Source organism: Stakelama pacifica (assembly GCF_004361835.1).
Taxonomy (GTDB): domain Bacteria; phylum Pseudomonadota; class Alphaproteobacteria; order Sphingomonadales; family Sphingomonadaceae; genus Sphingomonas; species Sphingomonas pacifica.
In genome coordinates this window covers 456,337-473,157 of the sequence record NZ_SNWD01000002.1, presented here as the reverse complement: position 1 = coordinate 473,157, position 16,821 = coordinate 456,337, and the positions used below count along the sequence as shown (strand labels likewise).

16 protein-coding genes are annotated in these 16,821 nt (G+C 62.9%); 7 read left to right on the top strand and 9 right to left on the bottom strand.

The window, feature by feature from the left end; genetic code table 11:
- Positions 1–5: 5 nt before the first annotated feature.
- From EV664_RS05385 to EV664_RS05375, 3 genes are read right to left on the bottom strand one after another with little or no spacing between them, the layout of a single operon-like run.
- Positions 6–1,268 carry a DUF445 domain-containing protein gene (locus EV664_RS05385; RefSeq protein ID WP_373287484.1) on the bottom strand — a complete coding sequence of 421 codons (1,263 nt, stop codon included), beginning with the start codon at positions 1,266–1,268 and terminating at the stop codon, positions 6–8.
- Between the two features lie 31 nt (positions 1,269–1,299).
- Positions 1,300–4,497 carry an efflux RND transporter permease subunit gene (locus tag EV664_RS05380; protein ID WP_133494633.1) on the bottom strand — a complete coding sequence of 1,066 codons (3,198 nt, stop codon included), beginning with the start codon at positions 4,495–4,497 and terminating at the stop codon, positions 1,300–1,302.
- Between the two features lie 4 nt (positions 4,498–4,501).
- Entirely contained in the window at positions 4,502–5,695 is a 1,194-nt protein-coding gene (locus tag EV664_RS05375; protein ID WP_133494632.1) for an efflux RND transporter periplasmic adaptor subunit, read from the bottom strand.
- 354 nt (positions 5,696–6,049) lie between these two features.
- On the opposite strand from EV664_RS05375, the gene EV664_RS05370 reads away from it, so the two are divergent.
- Entirely contained in the window at positions 6,050–6,778 is a 729-nt protein-coding gene (locus tag EV664_RS05370) for an SIMPL domain-containing protein (RefSeq protein WP_229668085.1), read from the top strand.
- Positions 6,779–6,855: 77 nt separating this feature from the next.
- Here EV664_RS05370 and EV664_RS05365 read toward each other — a convergent pair whose 3' ends face one another.
- Both EV664_RS05365 and sciP read right to left on the bottom strand, forming a co-directional pair.
- A complete protein-coding gene (locus EV664_RS05365; protein WP_133494631.1) occupies positions 6,856–7,116 on the bottom strand; it encodes a GlsB/YeaQ/YmgE family stress response membrane protein in 261 nt (86 codons plus the stop codon).
- Positions 7,117–7,211: 95 nt separating this feature from the next.
- Positions 7,212–7,529 carry a CtrA inhibitor SciP gene (gene sciP / locus EV664_RS05360; protein WP_133494630.1) on the bottom strand — a complete coding sequence of 106 codons (318 nt, stop codon included), beginning with the start codon at positions 7,527–7,529 and terminating at the stop codon, positions 7,212–7,214.
- Positions 7,530–7,585: 56 nt separating this feature from the next.
- Between sciP and EV664_RS05355 the strand changes: the two genes are divergently transcribed.
- Both EV664_RS05355 and mnmA read left to right on the top strand, forming a co-directional pair.
- Positions 7,586–7,846 (top strand): hypothetical protein, encoded by a 261-nt coding sequence (locus EV664_RS05355; protein ID WP_133494629.1) that lies wholly within the window; start codon positions 7,586–7,588, stop codon positions 7,844–7,846.
- A 145-nt stretch (positions 7,847–7,991) separates the two neighbouring features.
- Positions 7,992–9,104 (top strand): tRNA 2-thiouridine(34) synthase MnmA, encoded by a 1,113-nt coding sequence (gene mnmA / locus EV664_RS05350; protein WP_133494767.1) that lies wholly within the window; start codon positions 7,992–7,994, stop codon positions 9,102–9,104.
- 15 nt (positions 9,105–9,119) lie between these two features.
- Here the strand turns inward: mnmA and EV664_RS05345 are convergent, their stop codons facing one another.
- Positions 9,120–9,467 (bottom strand): hypothetical protein, encoded by a 348-nt coding sequence (locus tag EV664_RS05345; protein ID WP_133494628.1) that lies wholly within the window; start codon positions 9,465–9,467, stop codon positions 9,120–9,122.
- Here EV664_RS05345 and EV664_RS05340 point away from each other — a divergent pair.
- A complete protein-coding gene (locus tag EV664_RS05340) occupies positions 9,466–10,638 on the top strand; it encodes a serine hydrolase domain-containing protein (RefSeq protein ID WP_162848772.1) in 1,173 nt (390 codons plus the stop codon). The genes EV664_RS05345 and EV664_RS05340 overlap by 2 nt on opposite strands.
- Here the strand turns inward: EV664_RS05340 and EV664_RS05335 are convergent.
- From EV664_RS05335 to pdxH, 3 genes are read right to left on the bottom strand one after another with little or no spacing between them, the layout of a single operon-like run.
- Complete coding sequence (locus tag EV664_RS05335) at positions 10,589–11,410, bottom strand: PhzF family phenazine biosynthesis protein (protein WP_133494626.1); 822 nt, start codon at positions 11,408–11,410, stop codon at positions 10,589–10,591. The genes EV664_RS05340 and EV664_RS05335 overlap by 50 nt on opposite strands.
- A complete protein-coding gene (locus EV664_RS05330; RefSeq protein WP_133494625.1) occupies positions 11,407–12,345 on the bottom strand; it encodes a cation diffusion facilitator family transporter in 939 nt (312 codons plus the stop codon). Before EV664_RS05330 ends, EV664_RS05335 begins: the two co-directional genes overlap by 4 nt.
- Positions 12,342–12,920: a pyridoxamine 5'-phosphate oxidase gene (gene pdxH, locus EV664_RS05325; RefSeq protein WP_133494624.1), complete on the bottom strand. Its 579-nt coding sequence runs from the start codon at positions 12,918–12,920 to the stop codon at positions 12,342–12,344. The genes EV664_RS05330 and pdxH overlap by 4 nt, the downstream gene beginning before the upstream one ends.
- Before the next feature lie 96 nt (positions 12,921–13,016).
- Here pdxH and ku point away from each other — a divergent pair, with 96 nt between their 5' ends.
- Genes ku through ligD form a run of 3 tightly spaced genes read left to right on the top strand, consistent with a single transcriptional unit; the run spans position 13,017 to position 16,793 of the window.
- Positions 13,017–13,868, top strand: coding sequence for a non-homologous end joining protein Ku (gene ku, locus EV664_RS05320; protein WP_133494623.1), 852 nt, complete (start codon positions 13,017–13,019; stop codon positions 13,866–13,868).
- A complete protein-coding gene (locus tag EV664_RS05315; RefSeq protein WP_133494622.1) occupies positions 13,868–14,347 on the top strand; it encodes an MgtC/SapB family protein in 480 nt (159 codons plus the stop codon). The genes ku and EV664_RS05315 overlap by 1 nt, the downstream gene beginning before the upstream one ends.
- Positions 14,334–16,793 carry a DNA ligase D gene (gene ligD / locus EV664_RS05310; protein WP_133494621.1) on the top strand — a complete coding sequence of 820 codons (2,460 nt, stop codon included), beginning with the start codon at positions 14,334–14,336 and terminating at the stop codon, positions 16,791–16,793. The genes EV664_RS05315 and ligD overlap by 14 nt, the downstream gene beginning before the upstream one ends.
- Positions 16,794–16,821 lie beyond the last annotated feature (28 nt).

The window sequence follows — 16,821 nt, the reverse complement described above, 5'->3', positions numbered from 1 at the left end:
ACCGCTCACAACAAACGGTCGGCCAGATGGATGCACAGGCCGACCATGCCGCCGACAAGCGTGCCGTTGATCCGGATATATTGCAGGTCGCGCCCTACCGCATTTTCCAGCCGGCGGGTGATCGTTTCGGCGTCCCAGCCCTTCACCGTGTCGGACACCAGCCGCACGATGCCGTCGCCATAATCGGCGGCGGCGCCCACGGCAGCGCGCCGGGCGAAGCGATTGATCGTGCGTTTGAGGTCGGGATCGCGCTGCAGCGTGTCGCCCAGCTGGCGCAGCGCATCGCCGAGCTGTCCCGTCAGCGCATCGCCGGGTTCGCGCACGAGCTTCAGCATGCCGCGCCGCATCTGCTCCCAAACCCCCATCCACCAATGTTCAATCGCCGGATTGTCGAGGATTTCGGCCTTTAGCCGGAAGATACGCGCGCGCATTTCGGGGTCGTGCTGAAGGTCATGCGCGAAATTGGCGAGGCCTTCCTCGGCGCGCATGCGCAAGGGATGGTCGGGCGTTTCGATCATCTCGTCGATCAGCCGGTGGAGCCCGTCGATGATTTTATTGGCGAGCGTTTCATCGAGCCCCGTCCAGCGCATGATCGATCCGGCACGGTCGTGAATCATCTGACGAATCAGATGCTCGTTCGCTTCCAGCGTCCGCCCGGTCCAGCGAATCGCCGAATCGAGAAGCGGCGCGTGGCGTCCTTCGGCCAGTGCTGCCTCCAGCGCCTGACCCAGCATCGGCGCGACATCGAGCGCGCGCAGCTTTTTGGCAAGCGCGCCCTTCACCATGCCGCCCAGCCGCTCCTGATCGAGCGATTCGAGGATGTCGCCGCCCAGCCGTGATGCGCCGCGCCAGATCCGGCCACGTTCGGGCGGATCGGCAAGGAAGCGGCCGATCGCGCTCGCCAGATCGACCCGCGCCATCCGCCGCGCAACGACGGCGGGTATCAGGAAATTATCGCGTAGGAACACGGCCAGCGTATTGCCGATCCGGTCCTTGTTGCGCGGGATGATCGCGGTATGGGGGATGGGGAGGGCGAGCGGGTGGCGGAACAGCGCCGTCACCGCGAACCAGTCGGCAAGGCCGCCGACCATCGCCGCCTCGGCAAAGGCCTGTACATAGCCCCATGCGGGATGGCTGTGGGCCAGCGTGCGCGCCACGAGGAACAGCACCGCCATCGCCAGCAACAGCCCCGTGGCGACCCGCCGCATCCGGCGAAGCGCCTCGGGAACCGTATCGCCTGCCGGGGATGCGCGCCGCAATGCATTCATACCCGCAACAATCCCCGAAGCGGGCGAAGGTTCACTCGGCGGGGCGGGGCGAATCCGGGTCGGGGTCATAGCCGATCCGCCCGCCGGGCCGATGCTCGATCGCGCTGCCGTCATCTCCGGGGCGATAGGTGAGTAGGCGACGCGACAGGCGCGGCCCGATCCAGCGTTCCAGCCCCACCGCGAGACTGAAGCCCGCAGGGACGATCAGCAGGGTCAGCGCGGTCGACAGGATCAGCCCGCCGATCACCACAATGCCCATCGGCGCGCGCCAGGACGAATCGCCGCCGCTCAGCGACAAGGCCGTCGGCACCATGCCCGCCACCATCGCGATGGTGGTCATCAGGATCGGCTGGGCGCGCTTATGCCCGGCATCGATGATCGCGACGGTCTTTTCGACGCCGTTCGCCATTTCCTCCAGCGCGAAATCGACGAGCAGGATCGAGTTTTTGGCGACGATGCCGAGCAGCATCAACAGGCCGATATAGACCGGCATCGAAAGCGGATTTCCGGTGATCAGCAGCGCGACCCCGCCGCCCAGCGGCGCCAGTGCCAGCGAACCCAGATTGACGAAAGGCGGCATCACCCGTTTGTAGAGCAGCACAAGCACCGCGAAGACCAGCAAAATGCCCGACAGCACGGCGACGATGAAATTGTTGATCATCTCCGCCTGCCATTTCGCCTGACCCAGCGTCATTTCATGCACGCCGAGCGGGAGATTCTTCATCGCGGGCAGATTGTGGATCTGCTCCATCGCGACGCTGTAATCGACGCCAGAGGCAAGATCAGCCCCGATCGTGAGCTTTCGTTCAAGATTGGTGCGCTGGATCTTGGTCGGACCCGCGCCAAAGCTGATCTTCGCGACCACACCCAGCGGAACCGATCCGCCATTTTGCGTGGGGACCGGCAGATTCTCGATCGTCGAAAGCCGGGTGCGCGCGTCTTCGGCCAGTGCGACGCGGATCGGAATTTGCCGATCGCTGAGTGAGAAACGCGCGCTGTTCTGATCGATATCGCCCAGCGTCGCGACACGGATCGCGTTCGACAGGGCAGCGGTCGTCACGCCCAGATCGGCGGCAAGGTCCATATTCGGGGTGATGACGATTTCGGGGCGTTGCAGATCGCCGCTGATGCGCGGGGCGACCAGCGATTTCAGCCCCTGCATCTGTTCGACGATCTTGAACGCCGTTTCCTGAAGCAATTTGGGGTCTTCGCCGCCCAGCGTGATGGTCAGGTCGCGGCCGCTCGATCCCCAGCCCTGATTATTGTTGAACGAAACCCGCGCGTCGGGAATTTTGTTGAGCTGGCTCGCCATCGACCGCTGGAACGCGTTGCTGTCCATCTCGCGATCGTCTTTCAGCAGTGCGGTCACCCGCCCATTGCCGACAAAGGCGCGGGCATAGGTATTTTCGACGATCGGCTGTTCGCTCAATATCGTGTCGACCCGATCGACCACCGCCTGCGTCTGCTGCAGCGTCGTTCCCGGGACCATCTCGATCGACGCGGTAACCGAATCATTATCGGTTTCCGGCGAAAAGGTCTGGTTCAGGCTTCTGAACGTGATGACCGTCGCCACCATGGCCAGCACGCCGCACCCCATGATCCACATGCGATGATCGAGGAACTTGGCCGCAAACCGCCGCCAGCCGCCCTTTGCCGCAACCTGCTTCGCGCGCGTATCGTCGAGCGACCAGCGCAGCACGCGCAGATACCAATGCAGCGCACGACCCTCACCATGCACCGCATGGCCCTTTGCCTGCAGAAAATAGGCGGCGATCATCGGGGTGATGAGGCGTGCGACGGCAAGGCTCATCAGCACCGCGGCAACGACGGTCAGGCCGAAATTCTTGAAAAATTCGCCCGAAATGCCGGGCATCAGCCCGACCGGCAGGAACACCGCGACGATCGACATGGTGGTGGCGAGCACCGCAACACCGATTTCGTCGGCGGCGTCGATTGCGGCCTGATAGGCGGATTTGCCCATCCGCATATGGCGAACGATATTCTCGATCTCCACGATCGCATCATCGACCAGCACGCCCGCGACCAGCGAGAGCGCCAGCAACGTCATCTGATTGAGCGTGAAACCCATCATGTCCATGAACCAGAAGCTGGGGATCGCGGACAGCGGGATCGCGAGCGAGGAGATGATCGTCGCGCGCCAGTCGCGCAGGAAGAAGAAGACGACGACGACGGCCAGAAAAGCGCCCTCGATCATCGCATCGATGGCGGTGTGATATTGCTCCTCGGCATATTTGGACTGGTTGACGAGCAGTTCGAAATGGACCTTCGGATTGCGCTTTTCGAGCGCCGCAAGATGCTTTTCCGCCTCGTGGAAAATGGTGACGTCCGACGCGCCCTTGGTGCGTTTGATATCGAACGACAGCACCTCATGTCCGTTGAATTTGGCCGAGGAGCGTTTCTCGGCATAGAGGTCCTTTACCGTTCCGATATCGTCGAGCCGGACGGTGCGCCCGCCGCCGATCGCGATCTGCGTCGCGCCGAGATCGCGCGCGCTGTTGGCATTGCCGAGCACGCGAACCGCCTGTTCGGAGCCGGCGATTTCGGCGCGGCCTCCGGCAGCGTTCAGGTTGACCTGACGCAACTGCTGATTCACCTCGCCTGCGGTAATGCCATAGGATTGCAGCTTCGCGGGATCGAGAATAACCCGGATTTCGCGATCGACACCGCCGCCGCGATCGACCGAGGACAGGCCCGGAATGGTCAGCAGGTCCTTGGCGACCGTATTATCGACATACCAGCTGAGATCCTCCAGCGTCATGTCATCGGCGATCGCGGTGAAGCTCGCGATATCGCTGTCCGAGGTGTTGGCGCGCCCGACCTGCGGCTCCAGAATACCGTCGGGAAGATCGCCGCGAATCTGGTTCACTGCCTCGCGCACATCGTTCACCGCGCGGTCGATCGGCGTGCCGATGTCGAGCTGAACAATGGTCTGCGAATTGCCCTCGGTCACGGTCGAATCGATCTGGTCGATTCCCTGAACGTTGCGCACCGCCGCTTCCACCCGGCGGGTGATCTGCGTTTCCAGCTCGCTGGGCGCAGCACCGGGCTGCGTGATCGAGACCCAGACGATCGGAAATTCGACGTCCGGGTCCTGATTGACATCCATCCGCGAGAAGCTGACCAGCCCGGCGATTGTCAGCGCCAGGAACAGAACGATCGGCGGCACCGGGTTGCGGATCGACCATGCGGAGATTCTGCGGAAGCTCATGCCGTTATTTTCCCAGCGTTTTGAGTACCGGATCGACCTTTTGTCCGGGGTTCAGGAATGCGCCTGCGCTCAGCACCACCCGCTCGGTTCCGTTCAGGCCGCCGGCGATCGAAACGCCGTCGTCCGAAACATTGCCGACCTTCACATCGCGCCGGACCGCTTCATCCTTGTCGTTGAGGACATACACATAATTGCCGTCATTGTCGCTCAGCACCGCTGATTCGGGGAGCAGCGGCAGGCTGTTCGCCCCCGCCACGATCCGCGCCGAGGCGAAACCGCCGGGACGAAGTTCGGAATTATAGGCAAGCGCGATTCGGGCAATGCCCTGCCGCGTTTGCGGGTCGATGACCGGCGATACCTGCCACACCTGGCCCTTGAAGGACTTGTCGCTGCCGACCGGTGTCACCTCGGCGGGGACACCCACCGAAACCTTACGCAGATCGCCTTCGGCCAGCCGGGCAAGCATCTCCATCTCGCCGCCTTTGGCGATGCGGAACAGCACGCCGCTGCCGGCACTGACGATCTGGCCCGGTTCGACCGCGCGGGTCAGCACCAGCCCGGCCTCGGGAGCGCGGATATCGAGCCGCGCGTTGCGGGCGCGCGTTTCCTGAAGCTGCGCCTGCGCCACGCGCACGCGCGCATTGGCCGAATCGCGCGCCGAGCGTTTGCGTTCCAGATCGGCCTTTGAGATGAATCCGCGCCCGACCAGCTGCTGTGCGCGATCGAGTTCGGACTGGGCGAGTTCGGCATCAGCCTCGGCAGCGCGGACCTGCGCTGCGAGCGATTGCGCCGTTTCGCGCTGTACCGAATTATCTACCTCGGCCAGCGTCTGGCCCTTTTTCACCCAGGCGCCGGGTTCGACCAGAACGCGCGTTACCTGACCGCCTTCGCCCACGACCCCGACCGGCATTTCGCGCCGCGCGGCAAGCGATCCGGTCGCGCTCACCACTTCGCGAACGGTGCCGCGACCCGGAACCGCAACGGAAATCGTCGGAATCTGCGAATCGGCCTGACCGGTCGCCGCGGCGGGTGTGTCTGCGCCGCTCTCTTTGCCCTTGCCGAAGAAGAAAAAGGCAAGCAGCAGCGCCCCCGCGATCAGCAGCGCAATAACGATCCAGCGCCTGCGCGATGCGCGCGAATCGCGCATGTCTTCCAACAGATAGGCATCGCGTTCGGCGGCGCCGGGCTCTTGATTCATGTTCGACACTTTCGGTCCAGGCCCCCGTCCTGAGCGGTAATTCACAAACTGTGTTATACGAATAAGTCACTAGCGGCAAGTCGTTGTTGCGCATCGCTTTCGCTGATCGCGTCGCAGCCGCGGCCATAACGTACCTGCTTTCAACCGCGCGTGCACGCAACATCAATCTCCGTCGAACGGGATGCCGTCCCTTGAAGAGATTTCGCGAACCCGAGGTAGCGGCGATGGGCGGGCAACGATACGCGCCGACAACCGCGCAGGTTTCGATGGCGCCAATTGAACCGGATGCGTTCATTTTCGGTTTGGTATTCGGCTGTTAGGCCATCAATCTCCATTACCCAACGGGAGGGCATAGTGCGCAAACATATCATTCTGACCGGAGCGGCCATGCTTGCCGCGTCACTTCCGGCCGCAGCGGCACAGGCGCAGGATATCACCACCGCCGTACCGGTTCCGCCGGGCGCAACGGTGCTCGACCTTACTGCAGAGGGCAGCGTTACCCGCACCCCCGATATCGCAACGATCCGCGCGGGCGTGGTTACCGAAGCCGATCAGGCGGCGGCCGCGCTGTCAGCCAATTCTACGCGAATGAACGCGGTGCTTGCCGCGCTGAAAAAAGCGGGAATCGCCGATCGCGACATTCAGACCTCGACGATCGCGCTCAATCCCAAATATCAATATGGCGAAAACCAGCCGCCGAAGATCACCGGCTATCAGGCGACGAATACGGTCACGATCCGCTTTCGCGACGTGAAACGGAGCGGCGCGATTCTTGATGCGCTGGTGCGTGAGGGCGCGAACCAGATTGACGGGCCGAACCTGTCGGTCGAGGATCTGGAATCGGCTCAGGATGCGGCGCGCAGCGATGCCGTTGCCAAGGCGCGAAGCCGCGCCGCGCTATATGCAAAAGCGGCGGGACTGTCGGTTGATCGCATCCTTTGGATTCGCGAAAACGGCATGAGCAGCCCGCCCCGCCCGATGATGGTTTCGATGCGCGCTGAAGCGGCAAAGGATTCGACGCAGATCAGCCCGGGCGAGCAGGATGTGAACGTCAATGTCGAGGTCCGCTTCCTGCTGAAATAAGAAGCACCGGTCGCTTAAAATAAAAGGGCCGCCCCAACGGGGACGGCCCTTTTTTTGCCAGCAGTTCGTGCTGCGGATTACCGAACCGAACCGCGACGAACCAGATTAACGATCGCCAAAAGGATGATCGCGCCGATCAGCGAGGTAATGAACGTCATCACGGTGATGCCGTTATTGATCGAACCGCCGAACAGCAGGCCGCCGATAAAAGCGCCGACAATGCCGACGACGATGTTGAGAAGAATTCCCTGCTGCGCATCGGTGCGCATGACGAGACTGGCGAGCCAGCCGACAATACCGCCGATAACCAGCCAGATAATGAAACCGACAATGCCCATTTTACGTCCCTCCGTTACATGGACCCGATTGGGGTGGCCCGTGCCGGAAAAGACTCGCAACCCTGCCTGTTTGTTCCGCCTTCGATGCGACAGCGCTATTCGCGCGGTTCGGGGCGATAGCGCTGCTGCCGCTCATAGAGCGAACGATAATGCTGGATACGCGTGACGCGAAGCCCCGGCATGCCCGACCGGTCGATCGCGCGCTGCCAGCTCGCGAATTCCTCGGCGGTCAGGCCATAGCGCTCGCACACTTCCTCGATCGTCAGCAATCCGCCATTGACTGCGGCGACCACCTCTGCCTTGCGCCGGACGACCCAGCGTGTGGTGTCGCGGGGCGGGAGCGTCTCGATCGTGAGCGGCTCACCGAGCGGGCCGATTACCCGTTCCGGGCGGATTTTCTGGTTCTCGATCATTGCCATCCTCGATCGGGCCTGCGCCCCTTACTCACTTACTCTGTCAGGAAATGACAGTGGATTTTGAACATCCCATAAAATGGGTAGGTAAACAGCGCATTTACACTTTTTTCCGGTTTGTTATCGTCGCCGCAACCCCGCTATTAAATGCGCCGTCCGCCGGGCCGGTAATCGGTATTGCGATATCGTTCCGCTCCAGCATCGCACTTATTCTCGCCGTTCGACTCGCCGCCTGCCGCGTCAGAAACGCCGCAACCAGCACCGCGAGCGCCGTCGGCAGGACGGTAACCGTCCGTGCGCGCTCCTGCGATGCATAGCTGAGGTCCAACTGAAGCGCCCTCGCATAATTTCAATGGTTTACACACGCATAACCATAAGAAAGAAAGCTGAAGGTCTGGTAAAGGATGCATGTTTTTTTGCTTTTTGCATCGCGCGGGCGAAATCACTATCTCCACCCCGATCATGACTCATGCAGAATTTCAGCTTTCCGGCCCGATCGCGGCGCGCAGGATCGTCGTCGCCATGTCGGGCGGCGTCGACAGTTCGGTCGTGGCGGCCCTCGCTGCGCGTACCGGCGCGGAGGTCATCGGCGTCACCTTGCAGCTTTATGACCATGGCGAGGCGGTGGGGCGTGCGGGCGCGTGCTGTGCCGGGCGCGACATTCGCGATGCGCGCGCCGTGTGCGACAGGCTGGGAATCGCCCATTATGTGTTCGACCATGAAAGCCGCTTTCGCGACAGCGTGATCGACGATTTCGCCGACGAATATATGGCCGGGCGCACACCGATCCCCTGTGTGAAGTGCAATATGGGGGTCAAGTTCACCGATCTGTTCGCGCTTGCGCGGGAGCTGGGCGCCGATTGCCTCGCCACCGGCCATTATGTCAGCCGCGTCGAAGGGGCGCAGGGTGCCGAACTGCACCGTGCCGCCGATCCGGCCCGCGACCAGAGTTATTTTCTTTTCGCGACGACGAACGAGCAGCTCGACTTTCTGCGCTTCCCGCTGGGCGGCATGCCCAAGACGCAGGTGCGCGAGATCGCAAAGGAGCTTGGCCTGATCGTCGCGGGTAAGCCCGATAGTCAGGATATCTGCTTCGTTCCCGATGGCGACTATGCCTCGCTGGTGAAAAAGCTGCGTCCGGAAGCGGGCACGACCGGCGATATTGTCGATGAAAGCGGCGCGAAGCTTGGCGAACATCGCGGCCTCATCCATTTCACCGTGGGCCAGCGACGCGGGCTGGAGATCGGCGGACAGGCGGAACCGCTTTATGTCATTCGGCTCGATCCCGAGCGCCAGCAGGTTGTCGTCGGCCCCCGCCGCGCGCTTGCGGTAAAGGCTGCGCGGATCGAGGGGCTGAACTGGATCGGCGGTGATCATTCGGGGCCGCTCACCGCCAAGGTGCGCTCGCTCGCGCGGCCTGTGCCCGCCCGGCTTGAGGGCGACCGGGTGGTGTTCGATACCGCGGAATATGGCGTCGCACCGGGTCAGGCGGCGGTGCTCTATGCCGGGGACCGGGTGCTGGGCGGCGGCTGGATCGCCGAAACCGAGCGGGCGGAGATCGCGCTCGCAGCCTGACGTTTCGCCGCGCGATTACCCGGCGGGATGTACTTTAAGCGGTTCGCCCTTGAACCGGTCGGGCTGACAGCCGAGCACGGGATCGAACCGCGCCTTGCGATGGAGCAGCAGGGGGACCGATGCGGTGACGGTATGCGTGGCGGGATCGTCGGACAGGCGGATCGGCTCCATGCCCGGTTCGAAATCCCTGTAGCAGCTCCTGAGCGGACGTCCCTCGATATAGCGGCATCCGCACGCTACCCGCGCCGCATAGCCAAGCCCCAGTTCGAGTTTCGGCGTCATGGTGCGAAAATAGAGGAAGGTGGCGATCGCAACGATCGCCAGCACCGCAAGAATGCCGGAAAGGACTTTGCTTGCCTTCATGCGCGCCAACCCTAATCTTGCCGGCGTGAGGCGCAAGTTCATCCTGTTCGCGACATTGTCTGCGGCGATTACGGCTACGCTGCAGGGGGCCGCCCATGCGGCGCCTGCGGCCGAGATCGAGCAGCGGCCCTGCCATATCGCCGCGCCGAACCTGTATCCGATGCTCGATTCGCTGGCGCTGCACGATCCCGGCGCGCGGGCGATCGTGCTGAATGTCGATGGCTGCATCGCCTTTCGCGCGACGCTTGACGGCTTCTCGCCCGACACGCCGATGATCGGCTGGTCGATGGCGAAGACGATCACCGCGATGCTGATCGGCGAACTGGTGCAGGAGGGCAGGCTGAAGCTTGACGCCCCCGCACCGATCCGTGAATGGCACGGCAAGGGCGATCCGCGCAAAGCCGTTACGCTCCGCCATCTGCTCAACATGGCGTCCGGGCTTCGCCATATCGAGGTCGGCGATCCGGTCGAGGCATCGGATACCAATCAGGTGCTGTTCGTGTCGGGAACGCATGGCATGGCGGCGCGTGCAATTGCCGCACCGCTGCAATATCGCCCCGGAACCTGGTTCGAATACAGCACGCTGACCAGCATCATCCTGTCCGAGATCGTCACCCGCACGCTGACGCCCTCGACCGATCCGAAGGTCCGCGCAGCCGCCTATCGCCGCTTCGCCCAAACGCATCTTTTCGGCCCTGCCGCAGTGACGAGCGCGTTTCTGGAATTTGACGGCGCGGGGACTCAGGTCGGCGGATCGTTCATCCACATGACCCCGGACGATTGGGGCCGAATCGGTCGCCTGCTCATCGACGGCAGGGCGCAGGATGGAACACAGGTGATCGCGCCCGAATGGCTGGCGTTGATGAAAGCGCCCTCGCCGGCTTATTCGGGCTATGGCGGGCAGCTATGGCTCAACCGACCCGGTGGTGCCGCCCACGGTCCCGGCCTGTTCCGCGGCAAAGGGCCGGACGATGCGGTGGGCATGAAGGGGCATCTGGGCCAATATGTCGTCGCCGCACATGGCATGGGGCGCGACGGCGCGTCGCACGATGTCGTTCTGGTACGTCTCGGCCATAGCGCTGATCCGCAGTCGAAAGCGGCGCTTGCGGCGATGGGCGATATTATCGAAGCGATCCTTCCGGCAGCAGCAAGGTCCCCTCGATCACGGTGACGCACTTGCCGGTGAGCACTACCCGGTCGCCCTCGATCCGGCAGTCGAGCCGTCCCCCGCGCGCGCTCGCCTGAAACGCGGTCAAGCGGTCGCGGCCCAGCCGGTCGGCCCAATAGGGGGTGAGCACCGCATGCGCCGATCCGGTCACCGGGTCTTCCTCCAGCCCCGCTCCCGGCGCGAACACCCGGCTGATGATATCGCTGTCGCTGCCCGGCGCGCTGACGATGACGACGAAATCGTCAGTATTTGCAAGCGCGGCGAAATCGGGGGCAAGGCCGGTGACGAGCGCCGCATCCTCCACAACGATCAGCGAATAGCCGCTGTCATGCGCCAGCATCGCCGACACCTGATCGCGCGACAGTCCCAGCGGCGGCAGGCGATCGGAAAGGTCCGCCTCGCTCGCCCGCCATGCGGGGAGCGCCATTGCATAAGCATTCCCGTCGCGCGACACGCGAAGCGTTCCTGCCCGGCGGGTACGGAACGTCACCGAATCGCGCGACTCATCCGCCGACAGCAGATAATGGCCGCTCGCCAGCGTCGCATGGCCGCAAAGCTGCACCTCCGTTTCTGGCGTGAACCAGCGCAGTTCATAGTCCGCTTCGCCGCTCGTATCGGGCACGAAAAACGCGGTTTCAGAGAGGTTGTTCTCCATCGCGATTTTGCCGAGCAGCGAATCGTCGGGCCATGCCTCCAGTGGCACCACCGCTGCCGGATTGCCGGTGAAGGGCGCATCGGCAAAGGCATCAATCTGGACAAAGGGCAGGCGGATCATTCGCGGTCTTCCTTCAACTGTTCGATCAGATCGGCCTCGGCCATCGGATTGTCGGGCTGATCCACCTGTCCTTCGGGATCGACATGGATCAGGATTTCGGTGCCGGGAAATTCGTCGCGCAGTTCGGCCTCCAGCCGCTCGACCACGTCATGCGATTGCGCAACCGTCATCATCGGGTCCATGCCGATGTGAAACTGGACGAAATCATGCGCGCCGCTGCTGCGTGTGCGCAGATCGTGGAGATTTTTGAGTTCGGGATGGCGGCTGGCGATTTCGACGAAACGCATCCGTTTGTCTTCTGGCCATTCCTTGTCCATCAGCTGGTCGATCGCGGCAATCGAGGCGCGCCATGCGCCGAACAACAGCCATAGGGCAATCGCGACACCGAACACCGGATCGGCACCGGCCAGCCCGGCATAATGTTCGAGGGCGAGCGCGACGATCACCGCGGCGTTCAGCAGCAGGTCGGACTGATAATGAACATTGTCCGCGCCGATCGCCACCGATCGGGTGCGCGCGATCACAAAGCGCTGATAGCTGGTGAGCGCGAGCGTCACGAGGATCGCGATGCCCGACACCGCGATACCATATTCGGCATTCGCGCTGACTTCGCCGGAGCTGAGCCGCTGCACCGCCTGTACCAGAATCGCAACCGCCGATACGGTGATGACCGCGACCTGAAACAGCGCAGCAAGCGATTCGGCCTTGCCATGGCCGAATCGGTGATCCTCATCCGCGGGCTGCGCCGCGACCCACACCCCGAACAGCGTAACGAGCGAGGCGACCAGATCGAGCACGCTGTCGGCGAGCGAGCCGAGCATCGCGACCGATCCCGTCGCCCATGCGGCATAGCCCTTCAGCACGCCGAGCAGCAGCGCCGCCGACACGCTGGCCAGCGCCGCATTGCGGGTCAGCCGCGCTGTATCGTCGCTCACGGGTAGAGCATGCCCATATCCCAGCCGCTGTCGGTGCGGGTGAAGACGCGCCGTTCGTGCAGGCGATGTTCGCGGTCAAGCCAGAATTCGATTCGCGTGGGCGTGACGCGATAGCCGCCCCAATGCGGCGGGCGCGGAACATCGCCGCCTTCGAACCGGGCCTTCACCTCCTCGAACCGCTTCTCGAACGTCGCGCGCTCATCAAGCGGGCGCGACTGGTCCGATGCCCATGCGCCAAGCTGCGAATCGCGGCTGCGCGATGCAAAATAGGCATCCGATTCGGCATCCGATACCAGGCTCACCGGCCCCTGAATGCGGATCTGACGGCGCAGCGATTTCCAGTGGAAGAGCAGCGCAGCATGCGCGTTTTCCGCGAGCTCTGCCGCCTTCTGACTTTCGCGATTGGTGTAGAAGACGAACCCGTTCGGTCCATGCCCCTTCAACAACACCATGCGTACCGATGGATGACCCTCGGCATCGGCGGTGGCGAGCGCCATCGCATTGGAATCATTTGGTTCGCTGGCGCGCGCCTCGGCATACCAGTCGGCGAACAGGGCAAAGGGATCATGGCTCATAGCGGGCGGTTTAAGCCCCCCGCTCGCCCAAGTCTATCGCGGCGGAACGACTCCGTGGCTCGCGGATTGAATCGGCTCCGCAACGGGGAAAAGGCAATGGCAGCACGCGCTTATTGGCAGGGACAGATCAGGCTCGCTCTGGTGTCGATCCCTGTCGAAATCTATCCGGCGGTGAAATCGGGGGCACAGATTTCGTTTCGTCAGATCCATGAACCTTCAGGCAAGCGGATCAAATATGAAAAGGTCGTGCCCGGCATCGGTCCCGTCGATACCGACGAAATCGTCAAAGGCTATGAGGTCGAAAAGGGCAGCTATGTCCTGCTCGAATCCGAAGAGATCGACGCGGTAAAGCTCGAATCCAAAAAGACGCTGGAGCTGACCCAGTTCGTCGATGCGCACGAAATCGACGTGCTCTATTATGAAAAACCCTATTTCGTCGTGCCCGCCGACGACCTTGCCGAAGAAGCGTTCATCGTGCTGCGCGAGGCGCTTCGCAAGACGAAGAAGGTCGGGCTGGGTCAGCTTGCGCTGCGTGGGCGCGAATATATCGTCAGCCTGAAACCATGCGGGCGCGGGCTGGTGCTGGAGACGCTGCGCTATGCCGATGAGGTGCGCAAAGCGCAGGGCTATTTCCGCGACATTCCCGACGACAAACCTGACGAAGAACTGCTCGACCTTGCCGAAAGCCTGATCGAGAAAAAGACCGCGCCCTTCGATGCGGGCGAATTTCACGACCGCTATGTCGATGCGCTGACCGAGCTGATCGAGAAAAAGCGCAAGGCGAAGGGCAAAAGAATCGTCGAGGATGCCGAGGCGCCCGAGAGCGGCGGCGGATCGAATGTCGTCGACCTGATGAGCGCGCTCAAAAAGTCGCTCGAAAAGCCTGAAGGGTCATCGAAGCGCAAATCGTCGTCGCGATCGGGCGCAAAGACAAAAAAGAGCGCCTGATGGAGCTGAATGCCCCCGTCGGCCTGACCGGTATCGGATGGGACCCGATGCTGCGCCTGTTGTGCGCAGCATTGGCCGGATTGCTGCTGGGCGTGGATAGGGAGTTTCGCGGCCATGGCGCGGGGCTGCGCACCAATGCGATCGCGTGTTTCGGCGCAGCGTTGATGACCGTATCGGCGCTTGCGCTATGGCATCAGCTTGGCGGCGGCGCGACGCGGATGGACCCGCTGCGTGTGTTGCAGGGAACGGCGACGGTGATCGGCGTGCTCGCCGCTGCGCTGGTCGTCTATTCGAACGGTCAGGCGCAGAATCTCACCACGGCAGTGCATTTATGGCTGGTCACCGGGATCGGTATCGCCTTCGGTGCGGGGCAATATCCGCTTGGCCTGTTTTCGAGCGTCGTGGCGCTGGTGCTGCTGATCGTGGTCGGCGCGATGGAGCGCCGCTGGATGCCGGAGGATGACGATGGCGAAGACTGATCCGCTCGCAGACTATAACGCGAAGCGCGATTTTTCGCGCACCGCCGAACCGGCTGGTACGCTCGCGCCCGGCCATGGCAATCGCTTCGTGGTGCAGAAGCATGACGCGACGCGGCTCCACTGGGATTTCCGGCTGGAAATGGACGGGGTGCTCAAAAGCTGGGCAGTGACTCGCGGGCCGAGCCTCAATCCCGATGATAAACGCCTCGCCGTGCGGACCGAAGATCACCCGCTCAGCTATGGCGATTTCGAAGGGACGATCCCGAAAGCCGAATATGGCGGCGGCACGGTGATGCTGTGGGACAGCGGTACCTGGTCGCCGATCAAGGGCAAGAAGGCGAGCGACATCGAAAAGGGGCATTTGCATTTCGTGCTCGATGGCGAGCGGATGAAGGGCGAATGGCTGCTGATCCGGCTTCGCGGCAAGAAAAACGAAAAGCGCGAAAACTGGCTGTTGCGCAAGATCGACGATGATTTTGCGGGCGGATCGGATTTGCTGGTCGAAACCGCGCTCACCAGCGTGAAGACCGGGCGGTCGATGCGCGAGATCGAGAATGGCGAGGAGGGCCAGAAGAAGCCCGCCAAGAAGCGCAGGAAGACTGGCTCCGGCCCTCGCGGGGGCGACAAAGGGATGACGGGAGACGCGCCGGGCTTTCGCGACGTGCAGCTTGCCACGCTGGTCGACAGCGTGCCCGCCGGGCGGCAATGGCTGCATGAAGTTAAATATGACGGCTATCGCGCGCTGATTTCGACGGGCAAAGGCGGCGCGCGGGTGTTTACCCGGTCGGGCCTGGACTGGAGCGACAAATTCCCCGGCATCGTCGAGGCGGCGAACACCATCCCGCATGCCGCGCTGATCGATGGCGAGATTGTTGCGTTCAAGAACGGCAAACCCGATTTTTCGACGCTTCAGGCCGCGATTTCGGAGGGCGGCGCGATGACGTGCTTCGCCTTCGACTTGCTCGAACGCGACGGCGACGACCTGATTGACCTGCCGCAGGTGCAGCGCAAGGAGGAACTGGCGGCGCTGCTCTCCGGCGTGACCGATGAGCGCATCCGCTATGCCGAACATGTGCTGGGCGAGGGCGAGAAATTGTTCGAAGCGATGTGCGCCGAAGGGCTGGAGGGGGTGGTGTCGAAAAAGGTCGACGCTCCCTATCGGGGTACGCGCAGCAGAGCGTGGCTGAAGATCAAATGCACGAAGCGGCAGGAATTCGTGATTGTCGGCTGGTCGGATAGCAGCGCGAAGGGGCGGCCCTTCGCTTCGCTGCTGCTCGGCGTGCATGAAGGGGACAGCCTGCGCTATGCCGGGCGGGTCGGGACCGGCTTCGATGCCGATACGCTCGAGGACCTCGCCGCCAAACTCGATCGGATCGCGCGCAAGACCGCGCCGGTGGACGTGCCCAAATCGGTCGCCAAAACCGCGCATTGGGTCACGCCCAAACTCGTCGCCGAAATCGCCTTTGCCGAATTCACCAGCGAAAATGTCGTGCGCCATGCGAGCTTTCTGGGGCTGCGCGGCGACAAGGATGCAGGCGAAGTAGTCGCCGAAACCCCCGCCGATCCGCCAAAGGGGCGTGAGGCCACGGGCGTAAAGATCACCCATCCCGACCGCGTCGTTTTTCCCGATGCGAAGATCACCAAGGGTCAGCTTGCCGATTATTATTCCGATATCGCCGGACTGATGCTTCCTGCAATCGCGCATCGCCCGATCAGCCTTGTCCGCTGTCCGCAGGGCCGCGCCAAACAATGTTTCTTCCAGAAGCATGACGCGGGCAGCTTCGGCAAATCGGTGCACAGCGTCGATATCGAGGAGAAAGACGGCGGGACCGAACCCTATCTCTATGTCGATGACGCGACGGGAATCCTGCAATGCGTGCAGATGGGGACGATCGAATTTCACGGCTGGGGCGCGCGCGCCGATTCGGTCGAGACGCCTGACCGGATGGTCTTCGACCTCGACCCCGATGAAGAGCTGGATTTTGAGGACGTCAAAAAGGCAGCGATGGATATCAAGCAGCAGCTCGCCGATATCGGGCTGACCAGCTTCGCCATGCTGACCGGGGGCAAGGGTGTGCATGTCATCGTGCCGCTGAACGGCGAGGCGCACTGGCCCGAAGTAAAGTCCTTCGCCGAACGCTTTTCGCGCGCGCTGGCACAGAGCGAACCCGATCGCTTCACCGCGACCATGTCCAAGGCCAAGCGCAAGGGGCGGATTTTCATCGACTGGCTGCGCAATCAGCGCGGGGCGACCGCAGTGCTGCCCTATAGCGCCCGCGCGCGAGAAGGCGCGCCGGTCGCCGCGCCGGTGAGCTGGACCGAGCTGAAAGAGATCGACGCCGCAAATCGCTGGCATATCGGCGATTCGGCGGAGCTGATCGAGCGCGCCAATGGGCGGGGGCTTGCCGGTTGGGGCGTCGCGGATCAGGCGCTGCCCGATGTGTAAGGATCGTGGCGCATTCGGCGAAAAGTAC

Bases quoted from the DNA above. Each gene is read 5' to 3' on its own strand.
- EV664_RS05385 (WP_373287484.1), bottom strand. From the start codon at position 1,268: ATGAATGCATTGCGGCGCGCATCCCCGGCAGGCGATACGGTTCCCGAG.
- EV664_RS05380 (WP_133494633.1), bottom strand. From the start codon at position 4,497: ATGAGCTTCCGCAGAATCTCCGCATGGTCGATCCGCAACCCGGTGCCG.
- EV664_RS05375 (WP_133494632.1), bottom strand. From the start codon at position 5,695: ATGAATCAAGAGCCCGGCGCCGCCGAACGCGATGCCTATCTGTTGGAA.
- EV664_RS05365 (WP_133494631.1), bottom strand. From the start codon at position 7,116: ATGGGCATTGTCGGTTTCATTATCTGGCTGGTTATCGGCGGTATTGTC.
- sciP (WP_133494630.1), bottom strand. From the start codon at position 7,529: ATGATCGAGAACCAGAAAATCCGCCCGGAACGGGTAATCGGCCCGCTC.
- mnmA (WP_133494767.1), top strand. From the start codon at position 7,992: ATGACTCATGCAGAATTTCAGCTTTCCGGCCCGATCGCGGCGCGCAGG.
- EV664_RS05340 (WP_162848772.1), top strand. From the start codon at position 9,466: ATGCGCGCCAACCCTAATCTTGCCGGCGTGAGGCGCAAGTTCATCCTG.
- EV664_RS05345 (WP_133494628.1), bottom strand. From the start codon at position 9,467: ATGAAGGCAAGCAAAGTCCTTTCCGGCATTCTTGCGGTGCTGGCGATC.
- EV664_RS05335 (WP_133494626.1), bottom strand. From the start codon at position 11,410: ATGATCCGCCTGCCCTTTGTCCAGATTGATGCCTTTGCCGATGCGCCC.
- pdxH (WP_133494624.1), bottom strand. From the start codon at position 12,920: ATGAGCCATGATCCCTTTGCCCTGTTCGCCGACTGGTATGCCGAGGCG.
- ku (WP_133494623.1), top strand. From the start codon at position 13,017: ATGGCAGCACGCGCTTATTGGCAGGGACAGATCAGGCTCGCTCTGGTG.
- EV664_RS05315 (WP_133494622.1), top strand. From the start codon at position 13,868: ATGGAGCTGAATGCCCCCGTCGGCCTGACCGGTATCGGATGGGACCCG.
- ligD (WP_133494621.1), top strand. From the start codon at position 14,334: ATGGCGAAGACTGATCCGCTCGCAGACTATAACGCGAAGCGCGATTTT.